At 45.5% G+C, this 14,395-nt stretch carries 13 protein-coding genes; 9 read left to right on the plus strand and 4 right to left on the minus strand.

From position 1 onward, the window contains the following. Positions 1-347 precede the first annotated feature (347 nt). Together IEW69_RS05950 and lysA are read left to right on the plus strand one after the other, a co-directional pair. Positions 348-1,658, plus strand: coding sequence for an aspartate kinase (locus IEW69_RS05950; RefSeq protein ID WP_188625914.1), 1,311 nt, complete (start codon positions 348-350; stop codon positions 1,656-1,658). Positions 1,659-1,871: 213 nt separating this feature from the next. Beyond that, positions 1,872-3,047: a diaminopimelate decarboxylase gene (gene lysA / locus IEW69_RS05955; protein ID WP_188626057.1), complete on the plus strand. Its 1,176-nt coding sequence runs from the start codon at positions 1,872-1,874 to the stop codon at positions 3,045-3,047. A 111-nt stretch (positions 3,048-3,158) separates the two neighbouring features. Here lysA and IEW69_RS05960 read toward each other — a convergent pair whose 3' ends face one another. Both IEW69_RS05960 and IEW69_RS05965 read right to left on the minus strand, forming a co-directional pair. Continuing rightward, complete coding sequence (locus IEW69_RS05960; RefSeq protein ID WP_188625915.1) at positions 3,159-3,542, minus strand: SRPBCC domain-containing protein; 384 nt, start codon at positions 3,540-3,542, stop codon at positions 3,159-3,161. A 4-nt stretch (positions 3,543-3,546) separates the two neighbouring features. Continuing rightward, positions 3,547-4,737: an acyl-CoA dehydrogenase family protein gene (locus IEW69_RS05965; protein WP_188626058.1), complete on the minus strand. Its 1,191-nt coding sequence runs from the start codon at positions 4,735-4,737 to the stop codon at positions 3,547-3,549. 61 nt (positions 4,738-4,798) lie between these two features. Between IEW69_RS05965 and IEW69_RS05970 the strand changes: the two genes are divergently transcribed. Next, positions 4,799-5,155 (plus strand): dihydroneopterin aldolase, encoded by a 357-nt coding sequence (locus IEW69_RS05970; RefSeq protein ID WP_188625916.1) that lies wholly within the window; start codon positions 4,799-4,801, stop codon positions 5,153-5,155. A gap of 213 nt (positions 5,156-5,368) precedes the next feature. Then, a complete protein-coding gene (locus IEW69_RS05975) occupies positions 5,369-6,766 on the plus strand; it encodes an FAD-binding oxidoreductase (protein ID WP_188625917.1) in 1,398 nt (465 codons plus the stop codon). Here the strand turns inward: IEW69_RS05975 and IEW69_RS05980 are convergent. Beyond that, positions 6,763-7,272 carry an acyl-CoA thioesterase gene (locus IEW69_RS05980; protein WP_188625918.1) on the minus strand — a complete coding sequence of 170 codons (510 nt, stop codon included), beginning with the start codon at positions 7,270-7,272 and terminating at the stop codon, positions 6,763-6,765. The two genes, IEW69_RS05975 and IEW69_RS05980, sit on opposite strands and share 4 nt — an antisense overlap. Before the next feature lie 74 nt (positions 7,273-7,346). On the opposite strand from IEW69_RS05980, the gene IEW69_RS05985 reads away from it, so the two are divergent. Next, positions 7,347-7,781, plus strand: coding sequence for an Hsp20/alpha crystallin family protein (locus tag IEW69_RS05985; protein ID WP_188625919.1), 435 nt, complete (start codon positions 7,347-7,349; stop codon positions 7,779-7,781). Between the two features lie 82 nt (positions 7,782-7,863). Here IEW69_RS05985 and IEW69_RS05990 read toward each other — a convergent pair whose 3' ends face one another. Beyond that, positions 7,864-9,255 carry an arginine decarboxylase gene (locus IEW69_RS05990; protein ID WP_188625920.1) on the minus strand — a complete coding sequence of 464 codons (1,392 nt, stop codon included), beginning with the start codon at positions 9,253-9,255 and terminating at the stop codon, positions 7,864-7,866. A gap of 104 nt (positions 9,256-9,359) precedes the next feature. Here IEW69_RS05990 and rocF point away from each other — a divergent pair, with 104 nt between their 5' ends. From rocF to IEW69_RS06010, 4 genes are all read left to right on the plus strand, one after another. Continuing rightward, positions 9,360-10,310 (plus strand): arginase, encoded by a 951-nt coding sequence (gene rocF, locus IEW69_RS05995; protein ID WP_188625921.1) that lies wholly within the window; start codon positions 9,360-9,362, stop codon positions 10,308-10,310. Between the two features lie 3 nt (positions 10,311-10,313). Further along, the gene (gene argS / locus IEW69_RS06000) at positions 10,314-12,095 is read left to right on the plus strand and encodes an arginine--tRNA ligase (protein WP_188625922.1); all 1,782 of its coding nucleotides are present in this window, start codon (positions 10,314-10,316) and stop codon (positions 12,093-12,095) included. Positions 12,096-12,353: 258 nt separating this feature from the next. Next, positions 12,354-13,754: an APC family permease gene (locus IEW69_RS06005; RefSeq protein WP_188625923.1), complete on the plus strand. Its 1,401-nt coding sequence runs from the start codon at positions 12,354-12,356 to the stop codon at positions 13,752-13,754. A gap of 16 nt (positions 13,755-13,770) precedes the next feature. Then, positions 13,771-14,316, plus strand: coding sequence for an SAM-dependent methyltransferase (locus tag IEW69_RS06010; protein WP_188625924.1), 546 nt, complete (start codon positions 13,771-13,773; stop codon positions 14,314-14,316). Positions 14,317-14,395: the final 79 nt, after the last annotated feature.

A 14,395-nucleotide genomic window follows, 5' to 3' on the forward strand; every position in this document is an offset into this window, starting at 1 on the left:
AATTTATTGTTTGTAGCGCCACTTCATTCAAGTGGATTCCACCATACACAAATGATACCGAAAATCTATTCTGTTTCGGCTATTTAAATTAATGCATTTCCAAATATTATTTCGAAATGCACTAAATGATCACGCTTTTTTCTATTTTCACGCGTTCTTAGCACATTTCTGAAGTAAATTAATTAAAAGCTTTTGGTATTTCGTTGCTAATTAATGAACAAATTGATACACAATCATTATTTAATCAAGATTTAATAACCTGGACAGTAAAATGATCCTGATTTTATCACACCCATGTGGATGGATGGAGGCAGTGGTCAAGACCTAAAAAACAATATATATATAAGATGAAAATATTAAAGTTTGGAGGAACTTCCGTAGGGAGCCCTGAGCGTATAACTAAATTGCTGGAGATCATAAATCCGGCAGAGCAACAGATCGTGGTGCTATCAGCAGTGTCCGGCACAACAAACAGTTTAGTTGAAATAGCTGCCAAACTTTTAAGGGATGATAAACAGGGCGGACTTTCCCTGATTCATGACCTAAAGGAAAGTTACCAGCGTTTTGTAATTGAGCTATTGCCTGAAGGACCGTTCAGACTGGAAGGTGAGGAGCTGATTGACTATCACTTTAATTTTCTTGCTGCACTGGCAAATGACCTATTTACTTCCATTGAAGAGAAGGTTGTGCTTGCGCAAGGCGAATTGATTTCAACTACTTTATTCCACATCTACCTGAAGTCGATTGGTGTAGCTTCCGTGCTGCTACCTGCATTGGATTTCATGAAGATTGATGAGGATAATGAACCAGATATTCCTTTCATAACCAGTCACCTGCAACCATTGCTTAATGCTGCCGCGGATCAAACCTTGTTTATTACACAGGGATTTATCTGCCGCAATACCTTCGGTGAGGTTGATAATCTCCGCCGTGGCGGTAGTGATTACACGGCCTCCCTGATTGGAGCTGCGATCCTGGCAGAAGAAGTTCAAATCTGGACAGACATTGATGGTATGCATAATAATGATCCGCGGATTGTTAAAGGTACCCGCCCAATTGCGAAGCTGTCCTTTGATGAAGCGGCGGAGCTTGCCTACTTTGGTGCGAAAATTCTACATCCACAGTCGGTGTTCCCTGCACAACGTTACAAAATACCAGTTCGGCTATTGAATACAATGGAACCCAAAGCATTTGGGACATTGATTTCCGCGGAAAGTGAACCCGGTAAAATCAAGTCTATTGCAGCTAAGGACGGTATAACGGCCATTAAGATCCACTCCAGTCGGATGTTATTAGCATATGGTTTCCTAAGAAGGGTGTTTGAGATTTTCGAGCGTTACAAAACACCGATTGATATGATTACGACCTCCGAGGTTGCGGTATCTTTGACGATCGACTTCACTGATAACCTGGAGAAGATTGTGGAAGAGTTACATGCCTTCGGAACTGTTGAGTTGGATAAAGATCAGTCTATCGTCTGTGTAGTAGGTGATTTCGGGCCGGAGAAACATGGTTATGCTTCCAGGGTACTGGATTCGTTGAAGCACATTCCCATACGTATGATCTCTTATGGCGGAAGTAATTACAACATTTCGCTGTTGATTAACACGCAGGATAAAACTGAAGCCTTAAGAAGCTTACATAACCGTTTATTTTAAAGGCCGCATCTGAGAGGGAGGGTAAAGCAATCCTCTCACTTCTTCCGAAAGTAAAGCAGGATTGCAATGACAACGAGTACCAGGATGTACGTGAAACGAAATCTCCTGTTATATTCTGCATGAGTGATTCTTTGTCTTTTCAGGTCAAAGTAGTTACCCATATAGATGAGCGTCAGGCCGACCAAACAAAATATAATAAGATATTTCAAAATGATTTTTTCTGATAAAGATATAGCCCAGTTTGCACAATTAGAAACACCGTTCTATTATTACGATCTAAATCTACTGCAGCAGACGCTGGATGCTTGTGCTAAGTATGCCAACCTGTACAACTTTCATGTGCATTACGCCATGAAAGCAAACTTCAATCCCAAGGTAGTTGGGCGCGTAAAAGCAATGGGTTTCGGGGCAGATGCCGTGAGTGGTGGTGAGGTGCGTCAGGCTATAGATCTGGGTTTCCCCGCTGGGCAGATCGTATTTGCCGGTGTCGGTAAATCTGATAAAGAGATCAACTATGCGCTTGATCAGGACATTTTTTGCTTCAACGTGGAATCCATCCAGGAGCTTGAAGTTATCAATGACCTAGCCGCTAAGAAAGGGAAGGTTGCTAAAGTAGCCATCCGGATCAACCCGAATGTTGATGCACACACACACCAGAACATTACCACTGGACTGGATGAGAACAAGTTTGGCATCAACAGCTGGGATTTGCCCGACTGCGCAACGGTTTTAAAACAGTCTGAAAACCTCCAATTTATTGGTATTCATTTCCATATTGGTTCACAGATTACCAACCTTGATGTCTACAAAAATCTATGTGTGCGGGTAAATGAGTTTGCCGCATGGTTTACGGAACGTGGCTTTGCAGTGAAGGTTTTGAATGTTGGTGGCGGTTTGGGTATTGACTACCATAGTCCGGATCAGCAAATTCCTGACTTTGAAAACTACTTCAAAATCTTTAATGAATTCCTGAACGTGGGGCATGGACAGGAAGTGCATTTTGAGCTCGGCAGAGCCTTAGTTGGTCAGTCGGCTTCCGTGATCAGTCAGGTGTTGTATGTGAAGAATGGTAAAAAGAAGAATTTCATTGTACTGGATGTGGGCATGACGGAGCTCATGCGTCCGGCATTGTACCAAGCCTACCACAAAATACAGAATATTTCAAAGTCGGCGACTGCCGGCGATGCCGCAGGTGCTGTAGAAGGCTTCACAAAGTACGATGTTGTTGGTCCGATCTGCGAGAGCACGGATTGCTTTGGGAAAGAAGTTGAACTTCCAGAAACCTTCCGTGGTGACTACATTGCGATCAGAAGCACAGGCGCGTATGGAGAAGTTATGGCTTCAAATTATAACCTTCGGGAAGATGTCCGCGTGGCTTTTATCGAATAATACTTGATTAGCATAATCATGAAAAAGCCCCTGAAAGTACATAGCTTCCAGGGGCTTTTTCTTAATGGGCTATAGAGGGGCTTTTACCACCAAAATGGCGTATTAAACCTATTATTCTTCTTCGAAGAAGTCTTGCAGACCACCAAGGTAATGCTCTTGAATGCCTGCGGTAAACTCATCATAATCTTCATCGGGAATGTTTGTTTGTACAAACTCCAGCGATGTACCTTTTCGGTCCGCGTGAAGCTTGATGGTTACGATCGAAGGTTCATTATCCTCTCCAAAATACCATTGCTGCACAATCCGCTTTCCGTATTCAAACTCAATGTTTTTGCCTACAATGTCACCTTCCCAGAAGGAAAACTCTGTTCCAGGTTCTTCTGTAAATTCCACTGCTGCGCCTGTCCACAGCTGTATGCTTAGTTCTTTTGTTAATGCCAGGTACACTTCTTCAGGTGGTGCTGGCAGGTATTCATATTTCTTAAACGTCTTCATATTTTTATTTAAATGCATTCAGGCCTGTGACATCCATGCCCGTAATTAGTAAGTGAATATCGTGTGTGCCCTCATAGGTAACGACGGATTCCAGGTTCATCATATGACGCATAATGGAGAACTCACCCGTGATACCCATACCGCCAAGCATCTGTCTGGCATTTCTGGCGATGTCTAATGCAACCTCTACACTGTTCCTTTTGCCCATGGATATCTGTTCCGCAGTTGCGCGGCCATCATTCTTGAGTACACCAAGTCGCCATACGAGTAGCTGTGCTTTGGTGATTTCGGTGATCATTTCTGCTAGTTTTTTTTGCTGCAGCTGAAAGCCGCCGATCGGCTTGCCGAACTGCACGCGCTCCTTAGCATAACGTAGCGCCGTGTCGTAGCAGTCCATTGCCGCACCCAATGCGCCCCATGCAATGCCATAGCGAGCCTGGTTCAGGCAACCGAGCGGCCCTTTCAAGCCTGATACACCAGGGAAGATATTTTCTTTAGGTACTTTGACATTGTCGAACACCAGCTCACCGGTAGCGGAGGCCCGCAGACTCCATTTGTTATGCGTTTCTGGCGTGCTGAAGCCTTCCATGCCACGTTCCACAACCATCCCACGGATCTTGCCCTGCTCATCTTTCGCCCATACCACGGCAATATCTGCAAAAGGTGCGTTGGAGATCCACATCTTGGCGCCGTTAAGCAGGTAGTGGTCGCCCATGTCTTTGATGTTACTGCTCATGCCTCCCGGATTGGAGCCATGGTCCGGTTCAGTTAAGCCGAAACAACCCATCATTTCGCCACTGGCCAGCTTCGGAAGGTAGCGTTTGCGTTGTTCCTCCGAGCCATAAGCAAAGATGGGGTACATCACCAGCGAGCCCTGAACAGAAGCCGTAGATCGAATGCCCGAATCCCCACGCTCAATCTCCTGCATCAGTATACCATAGGAAATGTAATCTAATCCGGCGCCGCCATACTCCGTAGGAATCGTTGGCCCAAATGCCCCAAGTTCTGCTAATCCAGGAATTAGCTGTTTAGGGAATTCCGCACGCTGCGCATAGTCTTCGATGATCGGACTCACTGCTGTCTTTACCCACTGGCGGGCAGTAGAACGGATCAGTTTGTGCTCATCCGTCAGCAGTTCATCAAGTAGAAAATAGTCTGGTGACTCATAAAGGTCTTGTTTTCCCGTTTTGTTCATCATCATGCGATATGGTTTTCGGCTGTGAATGTTCATTCAAATATATAACTTTACACTTCATATGCTGATACAAACAGTTGCTTTAAGAGATGTAAAGTGTTTTGCTTACCACGGCTTTTATGCTGAGGAGCAGGTGCTCGGGACACAGTTCCTGGTGAGTATAGAAGTGAAGTTCAGGCCCGAAGGGGATACAGAGAACCTGCAACATACCGTGAACTATGAGGTGCTGAATACTATTATCCAGGACACCATGAAACGCACGCAGCAATTACTAGAAACAGTAGTTCATGATATGCTTGAGCAGGTTAAAGTGGCATTTCCATTTTTGCTCAACATCATCGTGGGCATCAAAAAACTTCATCCACCAATGCCAGGACAGATTGATCATTCCTTTGTGCAGCTCGAGTACACCGCATAATTAACCGGATGTGCAGCTCAATACACCACTTAAATGAACCTGCTGTGCAGCTCGAATAAACTGTTTAAATGAAGCTGCTGTGCTCGAGTACGCCAAGTAGATTAAGCTCCACTGCGATATCTCTATTGCAGAACTGTCCGCAATAGGCTTTTCGTTTAACAGCATAGAAATAAGAAATAAACGCCAATCCAGCATTGTGCAAAACTGAATAACATGAATTTCAACAAAGTTAATACAGCCATACTAGATAAAATTAAGGATGCCGTCGGCGCAAGCAACGTGTTTGTAGACGAAGAATCCCTCGCCAACTACGCGCATGATGAAACAGAAGACCTGAAGTACTTTCCCGAAGTGGTCGTTAAGCCGCACGACACGGGTGCTGTTTCTGCCCTGATGAAAGTTTGCAATGCGGAAGGTGTGCCTGTAACGCCGCGTGGTGGTGGTACCGGACTTAGCGGCGCGGCGCTGCCTGTATATGGTGGTGTGTTGCTTTCTATGGAGCGGTTTAAGAAAGTCATAGAGATAGACACGGAAAACCTGCAGGCGACGGTGGAGCCGGGTGTAATTACCCAGGAGTTTATGGATGCGGTGGGAGAATTTGGCTTAAGGTATCCTGTAGATCCGTCCAGTAAGGGCAGTTGTTTCATCGGCGGCAATGTTGCGCATGGTAGCGGCGGTCCTCGCGTGGTGAAGTATGGCACCATCAGAGAGTACATACTGAACCTGGAAGTGGTGCTGCCCGACGGACAAGTTATCTGGACAGGCGCGAACACACTCAAATATGCATCTGGTTACAACCTTACCCAATTGATGATTGGTTCAGAAGGCACACTCGGCGTTGTAACCAAAATCGTAACAAAGCTTATTCCTGTGATTGGCCATAGTGTATTGATGCTGGCCTCTTTTGCGGAAAACGAGGCTGCATGTGCTGCTGTATCCGCGGTGTTCAGAGCTGGAATGACGCCTTCCGCACTGGAATTTATGGAAAGAAAAGGGGTAGAGTGGGTGATCCAGTATGATGGAATCCAGTTCGATCTTAAAGATAACGTGAATGCCTTTCTAATGCTCGAATTCGATGGTGATGATATGGATACCATCTTTAAGGATTGTGAAAAAGCAAATAACGTGCTTGAAGCACATGGATGTCTTGAGGTACTATTTGCAGACACCGCCGCACAGAAGGAAGAGTTGTGGAAGATGCGCAGGGTCATGGCAGAATCTGTAAAATCAAACTCCGTATATAAAGAAGAAGATACTGTGGTGCCAAGAGCGGCCCTACCTAAGCTGATCAGCGGTATTAAAGAAATTGGCGCTAAATATGGCTTCGACAGTGTTTGCTATGGCCATGCCGGCGACGGTAACCTGCATGTAAACATCATCAAAGCAGGCATGAGCGATGAAGATTGGAAGCATAAACTGAAGTTCGGCATTACCGAAATCTTTGAACTTACCGCCGCGCTAGGTGGAACTATCTCCGGTGAGCACGGCATTGGCCTGGTGCAGAAAGACTATATGCACTTAAAGTATGCAGAGATCAACCTGAACATCATGCGTGGTATTAAGCAGGTGTTTGATCCAAAAGGCATTCTCAATCCAGGAAAGATATTTTAAACTTCCGGGCTGACTTCTGCACTAACCAGCTGTTCAAATAAGATCATTTTGTTTCTTTCCCGCTCGGGAATGGGGGTGGCCTGCTTGCTTTGATTATTATAAGCAACGCAGGCCGTCATACCTTTGCTACAAACGATTTCTTTGCCGTCTTTCTTCTTGACCAACAAATACTCCAGGTCAAAACTGCTGCGCCCAATCCTTGAAGTGCGCACATACATGTGGATCTGATCTTCCGGGAAGATCGGCACAATGTACTTCAATGCGGCTTGTCCGATTACCACCCCCGTCTTGTTCCAGTCCCAATTGATCGCATGCTTCCAATACTTCACCCTCGCTATTTCCATATAGGTGAAGTAAACGGAGTTGTTTACATGGCCCATCATATCAAAATCAGCGAACCTGGTTTCAATGACGGTTTTATACTTATAGCTATCAATGTCATTGATGTGTTCGGCCATTCTGTCTGCTTCATTTGTTTTTGACTGCCATAGTGTCTTAATATTCATGTTTTTGTGCTTTGGTATGGGAGTTGAATAATGGGTAATGTATTTAAAAATAAAAAAATTAATTAGAACAAGATATGACACTAGTAAATTTCAACAACAGAACAAGAAACAGCGCACCTTATTTTAACAACGTATTTGATTCATTGTTCAGTGAAGCACTGAATAAGAACTATAGTGTTACAAAGATGCCTGCTGTAAACATTTCAGAATCCGCAGAAGCTTATGTGATTGAAGTTGCTGCACCCGGACTAAAAAAAGAAGACTTTCAGCTTAACGTGAAGAAAGATACTTTATCACTTTGGGTGGAGAAAAAAGCTGCTGAAGATGAAGTGAAGAAAGATTTCAGCCGCAGAGAATTTGATTTTAGCTCATTTGCAAGATCATTTATGTTACCGGAAACGGTTGATGCGGAGCAGATTTCTGCAGCCTACACAGATGGTGTATTATACATTACCATCGGCAAGAAAGATGAATCTCAAAATGCACCTAAGACCATAACTGTTGCGTAATGATCGGTTAGTAGTAAGGTAAATAGAAAAGCCCGGCTGAGGAATCAGTCGGGCTTTGTTAATTTATAGATTCAATAAAATCCTAGGTGTAACCTAGGATCTTAAGTACTTGTTTACTGTTTTGCTCTTCACCAAACACTTCAAAGTTGAAGGTCTCATCGCGGTTGCGACGGATGATCACATGTTTAGGACTCGGCAGTAAACAGTGGTGAATACCACCATAACCACTCAATACTTCCTGGTAAGCACCGGTATTGAAGAACCCAAGGTACTGCACTTTACGCGTTTTCGGCATAAATACCGAGTTCATGTGCGCTTCCTGATTGTAGTAATCCTGACCATCGCAGGTAATCCCGCCAAGGTTTACACGCTCGTATTCTGCGTCCCAGTTGTTGATCGGTAGAAGGATGTATTTCTGATTTAGCGCCCAAACATCTGGTAAATTTGTAATGAACGAACCATCCAACATTAACCACTTCTCACGGTCGTTTTGTTGCTTGCGGCCCAGCACTTTATATAAAATACCTGAAGCTTCAGCTACGGTGTATTTACCAAATTCAGTAATAATATCCGGCTCCATAACATCGTGTTCCGCACAAATTTCCTTTATACGTTTCACAATCTCATTCACCATGTATTCGTAGTCGAAATCAAAAACCAAAGAGTCTTTGAAAGGCATACCACCACCGATATCCAAGGTGTCAAGCTCTGGATTAATTTTCTTGAACTTGCAATATAACGTTACATATTTCTCCAGCTCATTCCAGTAGTAAGGTGAATCCGTGATACCAGAGTTGATGAAGAAGTGTAATAACTTAACCCGGAAGTTCGGGTTTGAAGAGATCTTGTTGTTGTAGAAGTCGATCACGTCTTCCATACGCACACCTAAGCGTGAAGTATAGAACTGTGAATCCGGCTGCTCTTCAGCGGCAATACGAATACCCAGGTTACAAGGTGATTCAAGTTCCACCTCATCATCAAAAAGGTTAAATTCTTCCTTGTTGTCCAATACCGGGATGATGTTTTTGTAACCATCATGCAGCATATCGATGATATACTGTTTGTATTGGTAGGTTTTAAATCCGTTACAGATTACGGTAATGTCTTTTGTAAGTACACCTTTTTTCTCCAATGCCTCAATCATAGGCATGTCAAATGCAGAAGATGTTTCAAGGTGGATGTTGTTCTTTAAGGCTTCTTCCACGATGTGGCGGAAGTGGGAACTTTTGGTGCAGTAACAGTATTTATAATCGCCGCGGTAGTTGTTATTGATGATTGCGGTTTGAAATAAGATCTTGGCTTGCTGGATCTTCTTGCTGATCATTGGGAGGTAGGTAAAACGAAGCGGCGTACCGTAGGTTTCAATCATCTCCATCAAATTCAGATCCTGGAAATATAATTCGTCGTCTATAACGCTGTAGCCTTCTTGCGGAAAACCAACGCTTAGATCAAGAAATTCGGAGTAACTCTGCATTTTTTATATTTTTGAACGATATTTTTTTAGGGTGGCTATAAAATGAGTTATTTTGGGCTCAAAGATAATCTAAACGCATTATAAAACAGACGGGTATTTAATTTATGACTAAATCGTTAAAAATCATTGAAGTTAAGTCAGAAATTGGTGCCGGAACAAGGGGTGCGAGCCTGGGTGTTGACGCCATAAAGATCGCGGCATTGGATTATGGGAGCCGGTTTTTCAAGAAACACGCCTGTGTTGAGGTACCCAATGAAAATCACTTATTACTGGAAAGTTCAGGGAGTGCATACGCAAAGCGGATCTCCGGCATTTTGACGATGACGGAGCGCCTCAGCGACATGGTGCGCGATACTTTAAACGAGAAGCACTTCCCGGTTGTGCTTGGCGGTGACCACAGTTGTGCTGCAGGGACCATCGCGGGGATCAAAGCTGCCTACCCGAAGAGCAGGCTTGGTTTGATCTGGATTGATGCACATGCAGACATACACTCGCCCTACACCACGCCCTCTGGAAACATGCACGGCATGCCGCTTGCCATCTCACTTGATGAGGATAATCTGAACTCCAAAGTGAACCAGTTGGACCAGGAAACAATAAATTATTGGTATCAGCTGAAAAATGTAGGTAATATTGCACCGAAAATAAAGTACGAAGATCTGGTGATGATATCTGTGCGCGACACGGAGAAACCGGAAGATTACCTGCTGCGGAAGAACAACGTGAAGATGTTCAGCACTGCGGAAGTGCGAAAAAGGGGGGTAGAACGTGTGGTGATTGAAACCATGATGTACCTGGATCACTGCGACATCATCTTACTCTCATTCGATGTAGATGCGCTGGACCCAACTTCTTCCCGCGGTACAGGAACGCCGGTAACAGGTGGATTAACAGAACGGGAGGCAGGGATAATGCTTTCAAGGATGGTGACCAATCCTAAGGTTTGCTGCTTTGAAATTGTAGAGGTTAACCCAACGCTCGACCGGGAAAACCAGATGGCGGAACATGCCTTCGAAATATTAGTGAAAGTGACCAACGCTTTCAGAAACGATTAAATTATGAATATAGAACAACATATTAGCACTGCAACGTTTGCTGCAGTGAAGGCATTATATAATCAGGACCTACCTGAAAACCAACTGACGCTTCAGGACACCCGTCCGGAATTCGAAGGTCAGCTCACCATCGTGGTATTCCCAATTGTAAGATTTTCTAAGAAGTCGCCCGAAGTGACGGCCAACGAACTTGGTGCCTACCTTCAGGAAAACGTGGAAGAAATTACCGGCTTTAATGTGATCAAGGGTTTTCTTAACCTAAGCATCAGCCAGGCGTACTGGTTAAACCTGTTTAACACTGAAGTGCTGAAACCCGACTTCGGCATCATTCCTTCAAGCGGGAAAAAGGTCATGGTGGAATACTCCTCACCAAATACCAACAAGCCACTTCACCTGGGGCACGTCCGCAACAACCTTTTAGGTTATTCGGTATCCGAATTATTGAAAGCGAATGGCGCAGAAGTGTATAAAGTAAACCTGGTGAATGACCGTGGTATCCATATTTGCAAGTCGATGCTGGCATGGCAGAAATGGAGCAATGGGGAGACGCCAGAAAGCTCCGGCATTAAAGGCGATCACCTGGTTGGAAAGTACTATGTGATATTCGACAAAGAGTACAAGAAAGAAATAGATGCTTTAAAAGCAGAAGGGCAGACGGAGGAGGAAGCCAAGAAAAATGCGCCGCTGATTAAAGAGGCGCAATCCATGCTTCTGGCCTGGGAAAATGGCGACCCCGAAGTGAAAGCACTATGGAGCAAAATGAACGGCTGGGTATATGATGGCTTCGCCGTGAGCTACAAGAACCTGGGCGTAGATTTCGACAAATATTACTACGAAAGCAATACCTATCTCCTTGGTAAGGACACCGTTGAAGAAGGACTCGCGAAAGGTGTTTTCTTTAAGAAAGATGATGGTTCCGTGTGGATCGACCTTACGGAAGACGGGCTCGACCAAAAGCTGGTGCTGAGAGCGGATGGCACTTCTGTATACATCACCCAGGATCTGGGTACTGCGGAGATGAAGTACGATGATTTCGCAATGGATGAATCTATATATGTTGTTGGTAATGAACAAGATTATCACTTCAAGGTGTTGTTTTTAATCCTCCAAAAGCTGGGTAAAAGCTGGGCCACCGGATTACATCACTTATCTTATGGGATGGTAGATTTACCGAATGGTAAGATGAAATCCAGAGAAGGTACGGTTGTAGATGCCGATGATCTGGTTAAAGAAATGATCGAAACTGCGAAGCAGAAAACGGAGGCCTTAGGCAAGATCAACGACTTCTCGGAGGAAGAAAAAGAAACCTTATACCACAACATTGGGCTTGGTGCACTAAAGTATTTCCTTTTGAAGGTAGAGCCTAAGAAACGTCTGCTGTTTGATCCGGCAGAGTCTATCGATTTTCAGGGCAATACAGGTCCTTTCATCCAGTACACACACGCCAGGATTAAATCCTTGTTGAATAAGGCTGGTTATGTTTCCTCGGCAACGACAACGACCGACCTGGCACTGTCAGGAACGGAGTTGGAACTGATGATGTTGTTGGCAAAGTACCCTGCGGAGATTGCCATCGCTGCGAAAGGATTAAGTCCGGCAAGCCTTGCGAACTACTTATATGAAGTTGCTAAGATGTTCAACAAGTTCTATCATGAGGTTCCGCCGATCATCAAGGAGGAAAACGCAGAAATGAGACAATTAAGACTTAACCTGAGCGCAGTCGTTGCAAACGTCTTGAAAGCTGGAATGCGCTTGCTGGGCATAACCGTGCCAGAACGTATGTAAATAACTTTCTTATTCTATTTTGCGCTGCTTGCAGCGTTGAAAATAAAACAAAGCCCCACGTCTTCAAAAGCGCTGGGGCTTTTTCTTTTAAATACTGTTCTATCGCACTACTTGATCTTTAGTGTTCCCGCCAACAGCCCTACCCGCGCTCTTATTAAACGTACTTTTACCTAAGTTGCTGTAAATCAGTTTCTGTGTTTGCTGAAGTTGCAATAATTATTAACTTTATTCAAGAGCAAACCCTTCATGCATTGTCAAATGGGAAATGATGCTACAGAACAGCTACGTCCTGCAAAACAGTTAAGTGTCACAGATGCTGTGGCCATCATTGTGGGTATCGTCATCGGTGCCGGAATTTTCCGGACGCCCTCCCTGGTCGCCGCAAATACCAGCTCTGAATCCATGTTTTTACTTGCCTGGGTGCTGGGTGGGGCGGTGTCTCTGATTGGCGCTTTGTGTTACGCGGAGTTGAGCACCACCTTCCCGAATGCCGGCGGCGATTACCACTTTCTTAGCCTGGCTTACGGTAAACGCCTGGGATTCCTTTTTGCATGGGCGAGGATGAGCATCATACAGACCGGCTCCATCGCCGTGCTCGCCTACATTTTTGGCGATTACCTCTCGCAGGTCGTCAGTCTGGGAACCTACTCTTCAGTCCTTTATGCCGCACTCATCGTAATCGTACTCACCGGAATTAACATCGCCGGAATACGGATGAGCACGATCGCACAGAAAGTGTTCACCTCCACAGAAGTGGCCGGGGCACTGCTGGTTGTTGTCGTTGGGCTGTTCATCGCGCCGGCTTCAGCCGAGCTGGACAGCCTCAGTGCAGCAGCCATTGTAGATGGAACGTCATCCGTTCAGCCTGCTGTGGCGACCTCGCCAGCGCCGCCAGATGCTGGTAGTTTCCTTGGCCTGGCGATGGTGTTTGTGCTGCTGACCTTCGGCGGCTGGAATGAAGCAGCTTATATCTCTGCTGAACTGAAGTCCGGCAGGCGTGGGATGGCTCGCGTACTGATCATCAGCATAGTCATCATCACCGTCATCTATCTCCTGGTAAACCTCGCGTTCAGTCGCGCGCTTGGACACAGCGCAATGGCGAGTTCTGATGCGGTAGGTGTAGATCTTATGAAGCAAGTCTGGGGACCAACTGGCGTCTGGCTTATTGGTATGCTCGTCGCCTTTTCTGCACTCACCTCCGTAAATGCGACCATCTTCACCGGTGCCAGAACCAACTATGCCGTAGGGCGCGATTTCAAAATGTTTTCTTTACTTGGCAAATGGAACAACCAGGCGGCCGGTCCTGTAAATGCTTTTCTGGTGCAGGGCCTGATCTCCCTTGCACTGATCAGCTTAGGTCTGATCACGCGAAGCGGATTTGAGACCATCGTGGAATACACTGCACCGGTATTCTGGTTCTTTTTTCTGCTGGTCGGCATCTCCGTTTTCGTATTGCGGAAGAAAGCACCTGATGCCGAACGGCCGTTTCGCGTGCCCCTATATCCGGTCTTACCTTTGATCTTCTGCCTCAGCAGTGGCTACCTGCTTTATTCCAGCTTGATGTACACCGGGGTAGGTGCATTGGTTGGGATCGGCGTCTTGCTTGTAGGACTTTTTTTACAGCGAAAACCAGGAACAATTAACCAAATAAAACCATAACCTAAATTAAAGTACCATGAAAGCAGTTAAAATTTTACTAATCCTGTTTGTTGCCAGCGGAGTAGGCAACCTCGCTACCGCCCAGCAAAGCCGCCCGGCACCACAGCTGGATGTTCCTTATGTGCCCACCAAGCCTGCAGTTGTCAATGGCATGCTCAAGATGGCGAACCTGAAAAAGGGTGATGTACTCTATGACCTCGGCTGCGGCGATGGCCGGATCGTTGTTGCTGCCGCGAAACAGTACGGCGTTACAGCAGTAGGTTACGACATCGATCCTGAACGTATCGCAGAAGCTAACGCGAATGCCAAAGCCGCTGGGGTTACCGACAAAGTGAAGTTCGTGAACGCTAATTTGTTCAACACCGATCTGAGTAAAGCAACCGTCATCACCATGTACCTGCTTCCGACGGTCAACATGGAGCTGCGTCCGAAAATTCTCAAACTAAAACCAGGCACACGGATTGTTTCGCACGCTTTCGACATGGGCGACTGGGCGCCGGAAAAAACCGAAATGGTTGACGGGGCAACGCTGTACTTCTGGACAGTGCCCGGTAAAAAGTAGCGCATTGCGACAAGGACCTACGCCAAATGCATTGATGCGAAGAGGAGGTATGCGATAAGGATGTATGCGAAGAGGAAGT

It is taken from the genome of Pedobacter quisquiliarum (assembly GCF_014642175.1).
Taxonomy (GTDB): Bacteria; Bacteroidota; Bacteroidia; order Sphingobacteriales; family Sphingobacteriaceae; genus Pedobacter; species Pedobacter quisquiliarum.

Coding starts and splice junctions, on each gene's coding strand:
- IEW69_RS05950 (WP_188625914.1), top strand. CDS start 348: ATGAAAATATTAAAGTTTGGAGGAACTTCCGTAGGGAGCCCTGAGCGT.
- IEW69_RS05960 (WP_188625915.1), bottom strand. CDS start 3,542: ATGAAGACGTTTAAGAAATATGAATACCTGCCAGCACCACCTGAAGAA.
- IEW69_RS05965 (WP_188626058.1), bottom strand. CDS start 4,737: ATGAACAAAACGGGAAAACAAGACCTTTATGAGTCACCAGACTATTTT.
- IEW69_RS05970 (WP_188625916.1), top strand. CDS start 4,799: ATGCTGATACAAACAGTTGCTTTAAGAGATGTAAAGTGTTTTGCTTAC.
- IEW69_RS05975 (WP_188625917.1), top strand. CDS start 5,369: ATGAATTTCAACAAAGTTAATACAGCCATACTAGATAAAATTAAGGAT.
- IEW69_RS05980 (WP_188625918.1), bottom strand. CDS start 7,272: ATGAATATTAAGACACTATGGCAGTCAAAAACAAATGAAGCAGACAGA.
- IEW69_RS05985 (WP_188625919.1), top strand. CDS start 7,347: ATGACACTAGTAAATTTCAACAACAGAACAAGAAACAGCGCACCTTAT.
- IEW69_RS05990 (WP_188625920.1), bottom strand. CDS start 9,255: ATGCAGAGTTACTCCGAATTTCTTGATCTAAGCGTTGGTTTTCCGCAA.
- rocF (WP_188625921.1), top strand. CDS start 9,360: ATGACTAAATCGTTAAAAATCATTGAAGTTAAGTCAGAAATTGGTGCC.
- argS (WP_188625922.1), top strand. CDS start 10,314: ATGAATATAGAACAACATATTAGCACTGCAACGTTTGCTGCAGTGAAG.
- IEW69_RS06005 (WP_188625923.1), top strand. CDS start 12,354: ATGGGAAATGATGCTACAGAACAGCTACGTCCTGCAAAACAGTTAAGT.
- IEW69_RS06010 (WP_188625924.1), top strand. CDS start 13,771: ATGAAAGCAGTTAAAATTTTACTAATCCTGTTTGTTGCCAGCGGAGTA.